At 73.2% G+C, this 14,085-nt stretch carries 13 protein-coding genes; 12 read left to right on the top strand and 1 reads right to left on the bottom strand.

The window, feature by feature from the left end:
- Positions 1-5 precede the first annotated feature (5 nt).
- The 8 genes from ABEA26_RS09350 to ABEA26_RS09385 all read left to right on the top strand — a co-directional run bounded on the left by ABEA26_RS09350 (position 6) and on the right by ABEA26_RS09385 (position 7,781).
- A complete protein-coding gene (locus ABEA26_RS09350; protein WP_345590949.1) occupies positions 6-1,172 on the top strand; it encodes an acyl-CoA dehydrogenase family protein in 1,167 nt (388 codons plus the stop codon).
- Positions 1,169-2,254 carry a bifunctional MaoC family dehydratase N-terminal/OB-fold nucleic acid binding domain-containing protein gene (locus ABEA26_RS09355; RefSeq protein WP_345590951.1) on the top strand — a complete coding sequence of 362 codons (1,086 nt, stop codon included), beginning with the start codon at positions 1,169-1,171 and terminating at the stop codon, positions 2,252-2,254. Before ABEA26_RS09350 ends, ABEA26_RS09355 begins: the two co-directional genes overlap by 4 nt.
- Positions 2,254-3,408, top strand: a complete 1,155-nt coding sequence (locus ABEA26_RS09360; RefSeq protein ID WP_345590952.1) for an acyl-CoA dehydrogenase family protein — start codon at positions 2,254-2,256, stop codon at positions 3,406-3,408. The genes ABEA26_RS09355 and ABEA26_RS09360 overlap by 1 nt, the downstream gene beginning before the upstream one ends.
- The gene (locus ABEA26_RS09365; RefSeq protein ID WP_345590953.1) at positions 3,405-3,857 is read left to right on the top strand and encodes a MaoC family dehydratase; all 453 of its coding nucleotides are present in this window, start codon (positions 3,405-3,407) and stop codon (positions 3,855-3,857) included. The genes ABEA26_RS09360 and ABEA26_RS09365 overlap by 4 nt, the downstream gene beginning before the upstream one ends.
- Positions 3,854-5,035: a lipid-transfer protein gene (locus ABEA26_RS09370; RefSeq protein WP_345590955.1), complete on the top strand. Its 1,182-nt coding sequence runs from the start codon at positions 3,854-3,856 to the stop codon at positions 5,033-5,035. The genes ABEA26_RS09365 and ABEA26_RS09370 overlap by 4 nt, the downstream gene beginning before the upstream one ends.
- Positions 5,032-5,874: a MaoC/PaaZ C-terminal domain-containing protein gene (locus ABEA26_RS09375; protein WP_345590956.1), complete on the top strand. Its 843-nt coding sequence runs from the start codon at positions 5,032-5,034 to the stop codon at positions 5,872-5,874. Before ABEA26_RS09370 ends, ABEA26_RS09375 begins: the two co-directional genes overlap by 4 nt.
- Positions 5,867-6,655, top strand: coding sequence for a 2-keto-4-pentenoate hydratase (locus ABEA26_RS09380; protein ID WP_345590957.1), 789 nt, complete (start codon positions 5,867-5,869; stop codon positions 6,653-6,655). Before ABEA26_RS09375 ends, ABEA26_RS09380 begins: the two co-directional genes overlap by 8 nt.
- A gap of 193 nt (positions 6,656-6,848) precedes the next feature.
- Positions 6,849-7,781, top strand: coding sequence for a 3-oxoacyl-ACP reductase (locus ABEA26_RS09385; protein WP_345590959.1), 933 nt, complete (start codon positions 6,849-6,851; stop codon positions 7,779-7,781).
- A gap of 52 nt (positions 7,782-7,833) precedes the next feature.
- Here the strand turns inward: ABEA26_RS09385 and ABEA26_RS09390 are convergent, their stop codons facing one another.
- On the bottom strand, positions 7,834-8,445 hold the full coding sequence (locus ABEA26_RS09390; RefSeq protein ID WP_345590961.1) for a TetR/AcrR family transcriptional regulator: 612 nt from the start codon (positions 8,443-8,445) through the stop codon (positions 7,834-7,836).
- Positions 8,446-8,620: 175 nt separating this feature from the next.
- On the opposite strand from ABEA26_RS09390, the gene ABEA26_RS09395 reads away from it, so the two are divergent.
- The 4 genes from ABEA26_RS09395 (at position 8,621) to hsaA (ending at position 14,049) form a co-directional block, all read left to right on the top strand.
- Entirely contained in the window at positions 8,621-10,240 is a 1,620-nt protein-coding gene (locus ABEA26_RS09395) for an FAD-dependent oxidoreductase (protein WP_345590963.1), read from the top strand.
- Positions 10,240-11,061 carry an SDR family NAD(P)-dependent oxidoreductase gene (locus ABEA26_RS09400; RefSeq protein ID WP_345590965.1) on the top strand — a complete coding sequence of 274 codons (822 nt, stop codon included), beginning with the start codon at positions 10,240-10,242 and terminating at the stop codon, positions 11,059-11,061. Before ABEA26_RS09395 ends, ABEA26_RS09400 begins: the two co-directional genes overlap by 1 nt.
- A gap of 85 nt (positions 11,062-11,146) precedes the next feature.
- Entirely contained in the window at positions 11,147-12,754 is a 1,608-nt protein-coding gene (locus ABEA26_RS09405; RefSeq protein ID WP_345590967.1) for a FadD3 family acyl-CoA ligase, read from the top strand.
- A 128-nt stretch (positions 12,755-12,882) separates the two neighbouring features.
- Positions 12,883-14,049: a 3-hydroxy-9,10-secoandrosta-1,3,5(10)-triene-9,17-dione monooxygenase oxygenase subunit gene (gene hsaA, locus ABEA26_RS09410; RefSeq protein WP_345590969.1), complete on the top strand. Its 1,167-nt coding sequence runs from the start codon at positions 12,883-12,885 to the stop codon at positions 14,047-14,049.
- Positions 14,050-14,085 lie beyond the last annotated feature (36 nt).

Consider the following 14,085-nt stretch of genomic DNA (forward strand, 5'->3'; position numbering starts at 1 on the left):
GACACATGCAACTGCGCGAGAGCGCCGCGCACCGAGAGCTGCGGCGGGAACTGCGGGCGTACTTCGCGGGCCTGATGCCCGAGGACGAACGCCGTCGCGTCGGCGAGGAGGGCGTCGGCGGGGACCGCTTCCGCGAGGTCGTCAAACGGCTCGGCTCGGACGGCTGGCTGGGCATCGGCTGGCCCACCGAGTACGGCGGCCAGGGCCGGCCGGTGGAGGACCAGTACGTGTTCTTCGACGAGGTCCAGCGGGCCGGCCTGCCCTTCCCGTTCGTCACCGTCAACACCGTCGGCCCGACCCTCATGGCCCACGGGTCCGAGGAACACCGGAGGCGGTTCCTGCCCGGCATCCTCTCCGGCGACATCGTCTTCGCGATCGGCTACACCGAACCCGAGGCCGGCACCGACCTCGCCTCGCTGAGTACCCGGGCGGTCCGGGACGGCGACGCGTACGTCGTGGACGGCAGCAAGATCTTCACCAGCGGCGCCAACACGGCCGACTACGTGTGGCTCGCCGCCCGCACGAACCCGGACGCCCCGAAGCACAAGGGCATCTCCATCCTCATCGTGCCCACCACCGACGACGGCTTCTCCTGGAGCCCCATCCGCACGGTGGGCGGCATGGTCGTCACCGCCACGTACTACAGCGGGGTACGTGTCCCGGCCGGGGACGTGGTGGGCGAGGTGGACGGCGGCTGGCGGCTGATCACCGCCCAGCTGAACCACGAACGCATCGGCCTCGCCGCCCTCGGCGGTCGCATGATCCAGCTGTGGGAACGGGTCCTCGACTGGGCCAAGGAGAACGGCACGGCCGACCTCCCCTGGGTGCGGCAGGAGTTCGCCCGGACCCACGCCCGGCTGGAGGCGATGCGGCTGATGAACTGGAAGATGACCGCGGCCGTCGCCGCCGGCGCGCTTACCGGCGCCGACGCGGGCGCCGCCAAGGCCTACGGCACCGAGACCCACATCGACGTCCAGCGCGGACTGACACAGATCCTCGGCGCCGCCGGGCGCATCCGACCCGAGTCACCGGGCGCGGTCCTCGCCGGGCAGGTCGAGCAGCTCTCCCGGCAGGGCATCGTGAACACCTTCGGCGGCGGCGTCAACGAGATCCTGCGGGACATGGTCGCCACCCAGGGGCTCGGGCTGCCCCGCAAGGGGCGTGGCGCATGACCCGGCAACAGCAGGACAACCCGCCCGGTCGTGCGTACGAGGAACGGCTGCGGGCCTTCACCGGGCGCGAACTGCGCGCCCTCGCCCCGGCGCAGGACCCCGTCAACCAGCCGATGATCCGGCACTGGACGGAGGCGATGGGCGACACCAACCCCGCCTACACCGATGCCGAGGCGGCCCGTGCCACCGGACGGGCGGGGGTGGTGGCACCGGCGTCGATGGTCCAGGCATGGACGATGCGCGGCTACGCGGCCACCGTCGCCCCGACGGCCGGGCGGGACGGCTTCGACGAGCTGGTCGACCTGCTCGACGAGGGCGGCTACACCTCCGTGGTGGCGACCGACTCGGAGTTCACCTTCCTGCGGGAGCTGGAGCCCGGGGACCACGTCGCCGTCCGCGAGACCGTGGAGTCGATCTCACCGGAGAAACGGACCGGCCTGGGCACGGGGCGATTCGTCACCACCCTCAAGACGTACACCGACCAGCACGGCGAGACCGTCGCCACGCAGCGCTGGCGGACCCTCCGTTTCCGCCCGGCCACCGAGCCGGCCGCGAGGCCGGACCCCGAGCCGCCCGGCAGGCCGGACCCCGAGCCGCCCGGCAGGCCGGCCTCCGAGCCGGCCGGCAAGCCGGCCTCCGAGCCGGCCGCGGAGCCGGACCCCGCCTCGGCTCCGGTCCTGCGTCCGCGTCCCGCGGTCAACCGCGACAACGCCTTCTTCTTCGACGGCGCGCAGCGGCACCGGCTGCTCGTCCAGCGCTGCGCCGCCTGCTCCGCACTGCGCCACCCACCGGGCCCCTGTTGCCCGGAGTGCAACTCGCTGGAATGGGACACCGTCGAGGCCTCCGGCCACGGCCACGTCTACAGCTACGTCGTGAACCACCTCCCCCGGCACCCGGCCTTCGACTACCCACTCGTCGTCGCGGTCGTCGAACTCGCCGAGGGCACCCGCCTCATCACCAACCTGACCGGGGTCGCGCCCGAGGACGTCGCGATCGGCATGCCCGTGGTCCTCGACTGGCTCGACGCCGACCCCGATCTGACCCTGCCGGTGTTCCGGCCCGCCCCGACGGAGGCGCCCTGATGGATTTCTCCCTGGGAGAAGAGCTCGAAGCCGTCCGTGACCTGGCGCGGGAGATCTTCACCGACCGTGCGACGCCCGAGCGGCTGCGCGAGGTGGAGACCTCCGCGTCCCGGGTCGACGCGTCCCTGTGGGGCGATCTGGCCGCCGCGGGCCTGCTCGCCGCCGTACTGCCCGAGGAGGACGGCGGCGCCGGGCTCGGCATGGCGGGAGTGGCCGTGCTGCTGGAGGAGCAGGGCCGGCGGGTGGCGCCGGTGCCGCTGTGGCCGGCGCTGGCCGGCGCGCTCGCCGTCGCCGCTCACGGCACCGCACGACAACGGGCGGAGCTGCTGCCCGACCTCGCGGAGGGGAACGGCCGGGTGACCCTGGCCCTGGAGGAGTTCGGCCCCGCCGACCCGCTCACGCCACGGACGACGGCGGTGCAGGACGGCCCGGCGGAGGGTCTGTACGACGGCCCGGACGACGCCGCGCTCTGGCGGCTGACCGGCACCAAGGCCGTGGTGCCGGCACCGGCCGGTGCCCGGCACGTCCTCGTCACGGCCGCCACGGCGACGGGCTCCGGCCTGTTCCTGGTCGCGTCGGACGCACCCGGAGTGACCTGGGAGCACGCCGAGACCACCAGCCACGACCTGAGTGCCCACGTCACCCTCGACGGCGCACCCGGCGAACCCGTCGGCACACCCGGCGACGGCACCGTCGCGGCACTGGTCCGAGACTCCTTCGTGGCGCTCGCCGCCGTCCAGGTGGGAGTGACCGCCGGCGCGTTGCTACACGCCGCCGACCACCTGCGCGAACGCCACCAGTTCGGCCGACCGCTCGCCACCTTTCAGGCCGTCCAGCACCAGCTCGCCGACTGCTACGTCGACATCGAGGCGATGCGGGTCACGCTGTGGCAGGCGGTCGACGCCCAGAAGGAGCCGTTCGATGCCGAGGACGCCGACCGCGCCGCGCTGGTCGCCAAGTGGTGGGCCACCGAGGGCGGTCTGAACACCGTCCACCGCGTCCAGCACGTGCACGGCGGCATCGGCGTCGACACCGACTACCCGGTGCACCGCCACTTCCTGTGGGGCAAGCAGATCTCCACCACCCTGGGCGGCGCGGGCGCGGACCTGGAGCGCCTCGGTGCCCTGCTGACGAGCGGGGCGGTGGCCCCATGACGCGGCCGGACACTTCCGGGCCGCTCCCCGCCCCCCGTACCTACGGCGAGGTGGCCGTCGGCGACGTACTCCCCGACCTGCCCATCCCGGTGACGCGCACCCTGATCGTCGCCACGGCGCTGGCGAGCCGCGACTACCAGGACGTGCACCACGACCCCGAACTCGCCCGCGAGCGGGGCTCCAAGGACATCTTCATGAACATCCTGACCAGCAACGGCCTGGTGGACCGCTACGTGACCGGCTGGGCCGGCCCGGCCGCCGTCGTCAAGGCCATTCGCATCCGGCTCGGCGCCCCCAACCACCCCGGTGACACCATGGTGCTCACGGGCACGGTCACGGCGAAGCACGACGAGAACCGCCACGTCGACATCGCAGTCAAGGGCACCAACGGCCTGGGCGCCCACGTCACCGGCACCGTGACCGTACGACTGCCCGGGGAGGCCCGATGAGTCCCGGTCGGTTCACCCGGACCGCGGCCGTGGCCGGCATCGGCGCCACCGAGTTCTCCAAGAACTCCGGCCGCAGCGAGCTCCAGCTCGCCTGCGAGGCCGTGCTGGCCGCCCTCGCCGACGCCGGGCTGACACCCGCCGACGTGGACGGCCTGGTCACGTTCACCGCCGAGACCAACTCCGAGATCCACGTCGCCCGCAACACCGGCATGGGCGACCTGACGTTCTTCTCCCGCATCGGATACGGCGGCGGGGCCGGCTGTGGCACCGTCCAGCAGGCGGCCATGGCCGTCGCCACGGGAGTCGCCGACGTGGTCGTCTGCTACCGGGCGTTCAACGAACGCTCCGGCGAGCGCTACGGACTCGGCCAGGCCGCCCGCCCCATGGACACCACCGCCGACCGGGCCGCCTACGCCTGGATGACGCCCTTCGGGCTGAGCACCCCGGCCCAGTGGGTGGCCATGTTCGCCCGCCGCTACCTCCACGAGTACGGTGCCACCACCGACGACTTCGGCCGGGTGGCCGTCGTCGACCGCAAGCACGCCGCGAACAATCCGGCCGCCTGGTTCCACGGCCGCCCCATCACTCTGCAGGACCACCGCGACTCCCGCTGGATCGCCGAGCCGCTGCGGCTGCTCGACTGCTGCCAGGAGACCGACGGCGGCCAGGCCCTGGTGATCGTCTCCGCCGAACGCGCCCGCGACCTGCCCCACCCGCCCGCGGTCGTCGACGCGGCCGCCCAGGGGCTCGGTGCCGACCAGCACATGATGACCAGCTACTACCGGCCGGCCATCACGGGCATCCCCGAGATGGGCCTCGTGGGAAGGCAGTTGTACGGGCAGAGCGGCCTCGGCCCCGACGACATCGACGCGGCGGTCCTCTACGACCACTTCACCCCGCTGGTCCTTCCCCAACTGGAGGAACTCGGCTTCTGTGAGCCGGGCGAGGCGAAGGACTTCATCGCCGACGGCCATCTGGAAGTCGGCGGCAGGCTGCCCCTCAACACCCACGGCGGACAGCTGGGCGAGGCCTACCTGCACGGTATGAACGGCATCGCCGAGGGCGTCCGGCTGATCCGCGGCACCTCCGTGAACCAGCCGGACGGCGTCGGCCACGTCCTGGTCACCGCCGGTACCGGAGTCCCCACCAGCGGCCTGATCCTGGGAGCCGACCGGTGACCGCCTCCCCGTGGCGGGGCCGCGACCTCGGCACCCGCACCGTCTCCTACACCGCGCGCGACGCGATCCTGTACGCCCTCGCGGTCGGCGCCCCCGCCGACCGGCTGGACCTCGTCTACGAGGAACGCCTGCGCGTGCTGCCCACCTTCGCGCTGACCCTGGCCCAGTGGGCGCCCGACGCACTGGGCGCACTCGGCGCCTTCGATGTCACCACCGCCGTACACGGCGGTCAACGTCTCGAGGTGAAAGGCCCCTTGGAGCGGGCCGGCGAGCTGACGATGTCCGCGCGGGTCGCCGAGGTGTGGGACAAGGGCTCCGCCGCCGTCTTCGACGTCGAGGTGTCCTGCGAGCGCTTCACGGCGACCTGGTCCCTCTTCGCGCCCGGTAGCGGCGGCTTCGGCGGCGACCGCGGCCCGTCCGCCCCGCGTAGACCGGACCGGCCGGCCGAGCACCGGCCGACCGTGGCCACGCACTCCCGGCAGGCGGCCCTCTACCGGCTGCTCGGTGACCGGCACGCCATGCACATCGACCCCGAGGCCGCGAAAGCGGCGGGCATGCCCCGGCCGTTCCTGCACGGACTGTGCACCCTCGCCGCCACGCTGCTGCCCCTGGCCGGCGTCCTCGGCGCGCACCCCGCCGAACTGCTGGAGCTGGAGGCCCGGTTCGCCGCGCCCGTCTTCCCGGGCGACCGGCTCGCCCTGCGCGGCTGGAACGACGACCGCTCCGGCGTCCGCTTCGAGGCGTCCGCCGGCGACGACCGCACGGTGCTCTCCGGCGGCCGTGCCCGCTTCACTGCCGCCGACGTCGCACACAACCGTGAGGAGACCCCCGATGCTTGACGCCGCGCAGCGCGCCGAGGCCGCCGAACTGCTCCGTACCGCACAGCGCGACCGGACCCCGATCGACCCGCTGACCAGTACATACGCGAGGATCGACACCACCGACGCGTACGAGATCCAGCTCCTCAACATCCGCCGGCAGCTGAAGGAGGGGAAGGTCACCGTCCACGGGCACAAGGTCGGACTGTCCTCCGAGGTCATGCAGCGGATGATGGGCGTGGACGAACCCGACTACGGCCACCTGCTCTCGGACATGGTGCTGCCCGAGGGGACGCCCGTCGACACGGGCCGCTACTGCTACCCGCGGATAGAGGTCGAGATCGGGTACGTACTGGGCCGGAGCCTGCCCGGCGAGGGCTGCACCACGGCGGACGTCCTGGCCGCCACCGAGTACGTCGTCCCGAGCATCGAACTCATCGACAGCCGGATCCGGGACTGGAAGATCGGACTCGCCGACACCATCGCCGACAACGCGTCGTCCGCCGGGGTGGTCCTGGGCTCCGCCCGGGTGCGCCCGGCCGACCTGGATCCCGCCGACATCGCCGCCGTGCTGAACCGGGGCGGCGAGGAGATCGCCCGGGGCAACACCAGCGCGGTGCTGGGGGACCCGACCGAGGCCGTCGCCTGGCTGGCCCGCAAGGTGGCGTCCTACGGGGTGCGTCTGGAGGCCGGTCACGTGGTGCTGCCGGGCTCGTGCACCCGGGCGGTGGACGTGCGGCCGGGGGACGAGTTCCGGGCTCAGTTCGAGGGACTGGGCTCCGTGTCGGTCGGCTTCGTCTGAGCGGCCCCGCTTCTCGTGCTGCTCCTGCGAGCGTGACTCTTCCCGGCGTTCCTGCTCCGAGCGTCCACTCAACGGGACACCGCCGAATCGGAAACTAGAATTGGTACTAGTTTCGCGACGAAGCGCATCGCGTCGGCAGAGACGGGGTGCGTGGGCGTACCCATCTGCTCGACGGAACACGGAAAGAGGCAGCATGAGCTCGACGAACACCCTGGAGGGACGTACCGCCGTCGTCACCGGTGCCGGGGCGGGACTCGGCCGTGCCGAGGCGCTCGCGCTCGCGGGCCTCGGCGCCAACGTGGTGGTCAACGACGTCGGCCCGGCGGCCGACGACGTGGCCGCCGAGATCAAGGCCCTCGGCTCGCAGGCGGTCGCGGTGACCGGCGACATCGGGGACTGGGCCATGGGCGACCGCCTCGTGGGGGCCGCCGTGGAGTCCTTCGGCGGCCTCGACGTCGTCGTCAACAACGCGGGCGTGCTGCGCGACCGGATGCTGTTCAACCTCTCCGAGTCCGACTGGGACGACGTCATCCGCGTCCACCTCAAGGGCCACGCCGGGCTCTCCCGCGCCGCCGCCGTGCACTGGCGCGCGGCCTCCAAGGCCTTGGGCGGTCCCGTCTACGGCAGGATCGTCAACACCTCCTCCGAAGCATTCCTCTTCGGCGCCCCCGGCCAGCCGAACTACTCGGCGGCCAAGGCCGGCATCACCGCGCTCACCCTGGCCACCGCCCAGGGCATGGCCCGCTACGGGGTGCGCGCCAACGCCATCTGCCCCCGTGCCCGCACCGCCATGACCGCCGACTCCTTCGGCGAGGGCGTGAACGCACCGGGCGGCTTCGACATCATGGCCCCCGAGCGGGTCGCCACCCTCGTGGCCCACCTGGCCTCACCGGCCGCCGACGAGATCAACGGGCAGGTCTTCGTCGTCTACGGCGACATGGTCGCCCTGCTCGCACCGCCCACCGTGGAACAGAAGTTCACCGCCGCCGACGGCACCTTCACACCGGAGGAGCTCGACGCCCAGCTGACGCCGTACTTCAGCGGCCGCGACCCGTACCGCACCTACGCGGCGTACAGCGTCGCCGGACTCGACACGACGGGCACCCAGCAGACCCCGACGAGCTGACCGTTTGCCTGACCGCCCGCCCGACACCGGCCCGACCGCCGTGCGGGCAGGGTCAGCTTGTGTCCGCCTCGGGCGCGAGCAGCAGTCGGCAGGCCATCCGCAGGTCGGCGTCGGCCTCCTCCGGCGTGATCCGCTCGTTGAGCCGGGACTGCAGCACGCCGTACCAGAGCAGGGTCAGCAGCCGCAGCCGGGCGACATGGTGCTCCGTGGGCCGCTCGACGTCCCAGGCCCGCAGCAGCAGGTCGAGGAACCCCGTGTCGACCCGGGCGAGATCCGGGACGGTCGAGGCGCGGGCGGCGTTCGCCGACTGGATCATCGCGGTGGCGAGCGCCGGCCGGCGCAGCAGCTTGCGGGTGGCGCCGGCCAGTGTCTCGAACACGGCGTCCTCGGGCGAGGTGTCCGCCGCCCGGTCGGGCATCTTCGCCCCGAAGCCCTGGATCTGGTCGGCCATCACCGCGGTGAACAGGTGCGTCTTCGACGGGAAGTACCGGTACAGGGTGCCGATCGCCACCCCCGCGGACCGGGCCACCTCGTGCATCTGCACCCGCTCGAGCCCCGTCTGTGCGGCGATCTCCGCCGCCGCCTTCAGGATGCTCTGCCGGCGTGCGTGCTGCCGGGGCGAACTGGGCTCGGCCCCCGCCCTGGCCTCGGCGATTCTGGGCACGCTCTCCCCTCCAGGTGCTCTGTTCGCGTCAACGGCCTCCGACAATACGCGCGGCGCGCCGCCACGTCAGGTGGCGACCGGAACGGCGTACCGGTCAGTGGGACCGCTCCCGCCCCGGCCGCCCCGCGCACGGTCTGCTGAGGCTCCACACCACCGAGCGGCAGGAGGAGCACCCATGCGGGACGGCCGACGAGAAGGGGACGCCATCCACGACGTGATCGTCGTGGGGTCCGGCGCGGGAGCGCTGACCGGGGCCCTGACGGCAGCCGCCGACGGCCTCGACACGGTCGTACTGGAGCGGACCGCGCTGCTCGGCGGCACCTCCGCGTACTCCGGGGCCGCCTGCTGGCTGCCCGGCACCCAGGTGCAGCAACGGGCGGACCTCGGCGACTCCACCGAGGCGGCCCGCGCCTATCTGCGGGCCCTCGTCGGCGACGCCGGGGCGAAACGCCGGGAGGCCTTCCTGCGGCACGCGCCCGAGCTGGTCGCCCGGCTCGAGGGCGACCCGGCCGTGGAGTTCGAGTGGCGCGCCTTCCCCGACTACGTCGCCGCGCCCGGCCGGATGGACGCCGGGCGCTCTGTGGTCCCGCTCGACCTGCCGACGGACCGCCTGGGCGACCTGCTGCACCTGGTCCGCCCGGCGGTCGACCGGGACCGGTCCGGCCAAGGGCACCCCGACGCGCCGCTCACCGCGGGCCGTGCCCTGATCGGGCGCCTCCTGCTCGCCGCCACCCGTACCGGGAACGCGACGGTACGCACCGAGCACCGCGTCACCGGACTGCTCACCGAGGACGGCCGGGTGACCGGGGTCGAGGCGCGGACCCCGCACGGCACGGTCACGCTGCGGGCCCGGTTCGGCGTACTGCTGGCCGCCGGCGGCTTCGAGGGCGACGACGCGCTGCGCGCCGAGCACGGGGTGCCGGGTGGCGCGGCGTGGACCATGGCGCCCCGCGCCACCAACACCGGCGACCTGCTCCGCGCCGCCGTCCGGATCGGCGCCGCCACCGAGCTCATGGACGAGGCCTGGTGGTGCCCCGGCACCCAGCGGCCGGACGGGACGGCCGCGTTCACCCTCGGCCTGCGCGGGGGCCTCGTCGTCGACGGCTCCGGGCGGCGCTTCGCCAACGAGTCACTGCCGTACGACCGTATGGGCCGGGCCCTCGCCGCCGCCGACGCGCCCGCTCACCTCGTCTTCGACTCCCGCGAGGGCGGCGCCCTCCCCGCCATCACCGTGCCGCCCGCCGACGCCGCGGAACACCTCGCGGCCGGCACCTGGGTACGGGCCGACTCGCTGCCGGAACTCGCCCGGCACATCGGCGTCCCGGCCGACGCGCTGGCCGACACCGTGGCCCGCTTCAACGGCTTCGCCGCCACCGGCACCGACGCGGACCACCACCGCGGCGAGGACCCCTACGACCGGTTCTTCGCCGACACCCGCGACGCCCCGGGTCCCAACCCCTGCCTGGTTCCGCTCGACCGGCCGCCCTACTACGCCGCCCGCCTCGTCCTCGCCGACCTCGGCACCAAGGGCGGGCTGCGCACCGACGCCCACGCCCGGGTCCTGGGCACCGACGGCGGCCCCGTACCGGGTCTGTACGCCGCGGGCAACACCAGCGCCTCCTTCACCGGCCGCGTCTATCCGGGACCCGGCGTCCCCATCGGCACCGCGATGGTCTTCGCCTCGCTGGCCGTGCGGCACATGGCGCTCCCGGCCAGTGGGATCTCCGGCGGCGCCGCCGGCGGGGCGCGTTCTACGGTCACGGCACCGCCGGGCAGGACTGAGAGAGGTGCTTGATGACCGACAAGAGCGTGTACGGACCGTGGGCGGTCATCGCGGGCGGCTCCGAGGGGGTCGGCGCCTCCTTCGCCGAACTGCTCGCGGACGCCGGGATCAACCTGGTCCTGATCGCCCGCAAGCCCGGCCCTCTGCACGAGACGGCCGACCGGGCGCGAGCCAGGGGCGTCGAGGTGCGCACCCTCACCCTCGACCTGCTCGACCCCGGCGCCCTGCCGGCCATCCGCACGGTCACCGACGGCCTGGAGGTCGGCCTGCTGGTCTTCAACGCGGGAGCCAACTCCTACGGCCACGAGTTCGTCACCGGTGACCTCGATCGCGTCCAGGGCGTCCTGGACCTGAACATCACCGCGCAGCTCGCCCTCACCCACCACTTCGGTGCCCTGATGAGGGAACGGCGCCGCGGCGGCATCCTGCTGGTCGGCTCGCTCTCCGGCTTCATGGGCCAGGCGCAGATCAGTGTCTACTCCGCGGCCAAGGCCTTCGGCCGCGTCTTCGCCGAGGGCCTCTGGCTGGAGCTCGGGCAGTACGACGTACACGTCCTGGAGCTGGTCCTGGGAGTGACTCGGACCCCCGCGATGGAACGCGCCGGACTGCGCATGGACCTGCCCGGCCTCCGGGTCGCGGAGCCGGAGGACGTCGCCAGGGAGGGCCTGGAACACCTCGCCGACGGGCCGGTGTGGGTCGCCGGGGAGAACGCCGGGACGGCCGAGAAGCGCAGCGGCTTCCCCCGCGCCGAGCTGGTCCTGGCCGCGCACGAGGCGTCGCGGAGACTGCTGCTCCCCGCCGCGTCGCCCGCCCCGTCCGCCTCGTCTTCCTGACGGCGTGCAGCGCACCGTATCTACCGCGCGCCGCCGGCCCGCACCCCCGTACCGACCGCGTACACCGTCCCCTCCCGGAGAGCAGATGAGCGAGACCGAGCCCCCACTGACGATCCCCGACGCCCTCGACCTCGCCGCGGTCCGATCCGCCGACCGGGAGGCCGTTGTGGACGGAGATGTGCGACTGACCTGGGCGCGGTTGCGCGACGAGGTGCGGGCGGCCGTGAAGTCGCTGCTCGCGCTCGGTACCCGGCGCGGCGACCGCATCGCCGTGTGGGCACCGAACAGCCACCGTTGGGTGGTGGCCGCGCTCGCCACCGTGTCGGCGGGCGCGGTGCTGGTCCCGGTGAACACCCGCTACAAGGGCGCCGAGGCACGCTGGCTCCTGGAACGCGGGGGAGCACGGCTGCTGTTCGTCGAGAACGGCTTCCTCGGCAAGGACTACCTGGCCATGCTGGGCGATGGCGATGGCGATGGCGAGAGGTCCGGCGACGGCACACGGCCGGTGCCTGCCCTGCCCGGCCTGTCCCGGGTGGTCACGCTCGACGGCACCGAACGCCCCGGCACTCTGCCCTGGGACGACTTCCTCACCTACGGCGCCCACCTGCCCGACACGGAAGTCACCGTCCGTACCGCGTCCGTCCGTCCCGACGACCCGTCCGACCTGCTCTTCACGTCGGGTACGACCGGCCGGCCCAAGGGCGCCCTGACCACCCACCGGCAGAACCTCACCACCTACCGGGCCTGGTCCGGCCGGACCGGACTCACCGGCGAGGACCGCTACCTGATCATCAACCCGCTCTTCCACTGCTTCGGCTACAAGGCCGGCATCCTGGCCTGCCTGCTGAGGGGCGCCACGATGGTGCTGCAACCCGTCTTCGACGTCCAGCGGGCCCTGACCGCCGTCGAGACCGAGCGGATCAGCGTTCTGCCCGGTCCGCCCACGATCTACACCGAGCTCCTGGACGCGCCCGGCAGAGAGCTCTTCGACCTGTCGTCGCTGCGCCTCGCGGTGACCGGGGCCGCCGTCGTACCGGTCGCGCTGGTCCGGCGCATGCGTGCCGAACTCTTCCCCGAGGTGCTCACCGCCTACGGCCTCACCGAGTCCTGCGGCACGGTCACCGTCTGCTCCGCCGACGACGACGCGGAGACCGTGGCGCTGACCGCCGGCCGCCCCATCGACGGAGTCGAGGTGCGGATCAACGACGGTGACCGGCGCCCGCTGCCCGTCGGCCGGGACGGCGAAATCATGGTCCGCGGCTACAACGTGATGCTCGGCTACCTGGACGACCCGGCGGCGAGCGCCGCGGCCGTCGACGCGGACGGCTGGCTGGCCACCGGCGACGTCGGCCACTTCGACGAGCGCGGCAACCTGGTCGTCACGGGGCGTTCGAAGGACATGTTCGTGGTCGGCGGGTTCAACGTGTACCCGGCGGAGGTCGAGCAGGTACTCGCCGGCCACGACGCCGTGGCGGAGGCCGCCGTGGTCGGCGTACCCGACGCGCGGCTCGGTGAGGTCGGACGGGCGTACGTGACGGCCCGCCCGGGTGCCGGTGCCGACCCCGACACCCTCCTCGGCCACTGCCGTGAACGGCTCGCCAACTTCAAGGTCCCCCGCGAGGTCGTCGTCCTCGGGACCTTCCCGCGCAACGCCTCCGGCAAGATCGACAAGGTCGCGCTGCGGACGGATTGAGGCCCACCGCGCACGGAACACGGACTGCGGAACACCGTGCCGACGGACGCCGCACGGACTGCGGAACACGGCGCCGCCGAACGCCGCACGGATTCGGACACGGCTCGCGAAACCATGGAGGACGGACGATGGGCAATCAGGTTCTGGAGTCGGTGCGTGCCCTGCTGCCGGCCATCGGGAAACGGGCCGTGGCCGCGGACGAGGCGCGGCGCATACCCGAGTCCTCGGTCCGCGAGCTGACCGAGGCCGGCGTCTTCCGGATGCTGCAGCCCGCCCGGTACGGCGGCCTCGAAGGCGACCCGGTCGACTTCTACCAGGTGGTGCGGGCCATCTCCGCGGTCTGCTGCTCCACGGGCTGGGTGGCGTCCGTACTCGGCGTGCACCCCTGGCAGCTGGGCCTGTTCCCGCGCCGGGCGCAGGAGGACGTCTGGGGCGACGACCCCGACGCCCGCGTCTCCTCGTCGTACGCACCGGTCGGCCGGCTCACCCCCGTCGACGGCGGCTACCGACTCACCGGCCGCTGGAGCTTCTCCTCGGGCTGCGAGCACGCCACGTGGGCACTGCTCGGCGCCCTGGTCGTCGGCGCGCAGGGAAGGCCGGTGGACTTCCTCACCGTTCTGGTGCCCCGGTCCGACTACACCATCGAGGACGCGTGGGACGTCGTCGGACTGCGCGGCACGGCGAGCAACGACATCCTCGTCGACTCCGCCTTCGTGCCCGACCACCGGGTCCTTCGCAACTACGAGCAGGCCCAGCTGAAGGTGCCGGGGCAGCAGGTCAACAAGGGGCCGCTGTACCGGCTGCCGTTCGGGGCGATCTTCACCAGTGCCATCACGGCGCCGGTGATCGGGGCCGTGTCCGGCGGCTACGAGTCGTACGCGTCGCTGATGAAGGAACGGGTGCGGCTCAGCCTGGGCGGCGGCAGGTTCACCGAGGACCCGTTCGCGCAGGTCGCCATCGCGCGTGCCGCCTCCGACATCGACGCGACCGTCCTGCAGATGGACCGCAACCTGCGCGAACTGTCCGAACTGGCCGCCGCCTGCCAGGAGATCCCGATGGAGCTGAGGCTGCGCACCCGCCGTGACCAGGTCCGGGGCACCGAGCGGGCGGTCGCCGCGATCGACCTGCTCTTCAAGACCGCCGGCGGCAACGCGCTGCGCCGCGGCAACCCCATCGAGCGCGCCTGGCGCGACGCCCACGCGGGCAGCGTCCACGTGGCCAACGACGTGGAACGGGCCCTGGCCATGTACGGCCGCGGGGTGTTCGGCCTGACGGTCGAGGACAACCTGGTCTGACGAAGCCGCCCCGGCGTCCGGAGTCCCGCCGGCCGT

Source organism: Streptomyces marokkonensis (genome assembly GCF_039539045.1).
Classification (GTDB): Bacteria; Actinomycetota; Actinomycetes; order Streptomycetales; family Streptomycetaceae; genus Streptomyces; species Streptomyces marokkonensis.

Bases quoted from the DNA above. Each gene is read 5' to 3' on its own strand.
- ABEA26_RS09350 (WP_345590949.1), top strand. From the start codon at position 6: ATGCAACTGCGCGAGAGCGCCGCGCACCGAGAGCTGCGGCGGGAACTG.
- ABEA26_RS09355 (WP_345590951.1), top strand. From the start codon at position 1,169: ATGACCCGGCAACAGCAGGACAACCCGCCCGGTCGTGCGTACGAGGAA.
- ABEA26_RS09360 (WP_345590952.1), top strand. From the start codon at position 2,254: ATGGATTTCTCCCTGGGAGAAGAGCTCGAAGCCGTCCGTGACCTGGCG.
- ABEA26_RS09365 (WP_345590953.1), top strand. From the start codon at position 3,405: ATGACGCGGCCGGACACTTCCGGGCCGCTCCCCGCCCCCCGTACCTAC.
- ABEA26_RS09370 (WP_345590955.1), top strand. From the start codon at position 3,854: ATGAGTCCCGGTCGGTTCACCCGGACCGCGGCCGTGGCCGGCATCGGC.
- ABEA26_RS09380 (WP_345590957.1), top strand. From the start codon at position 5,867: ATGCTTGACGCCGCGCAGCGCGCCGAGGCCGCCGAACTGCTCCGTACC.
- ABEA26_RS09385 (WP_345590959.1), top strand. From the start codon at position 6,849: ATGAGCTCGACGAACACCCTGGAGGGACGTACCGCCGTCGTCACCGGT.
- ABEA26_RS09395 (WP_345590963.1), top strand. From the start codon at position 8,621: ATGCGGGACGGCCGACGAGAAGGGGACGCCATCCACGACGTGATCGTC.
- ABEA26_RS09400 (WP_345590965.1), top strand. From the start codon at position 10,240: ATGACCGACAAGAGCGTGTACGGACCGTGGGCGGTCATCGCGGGCGGC.
- ABEA26_RS09405 (WP_345590967.1), top strand. From the start codon at position 11,147: ATGAGCGAGACCGAGCCCCCACTGACGATCCCCGACGCCCTCGACCTC.
- hsaA (WP_345590969.1), top strand. From the start codon at position 12,883: ATGGGCAATCAGGTTCTGGAGTCGGTGCGTGCCCTGCTGCCGGCCATC.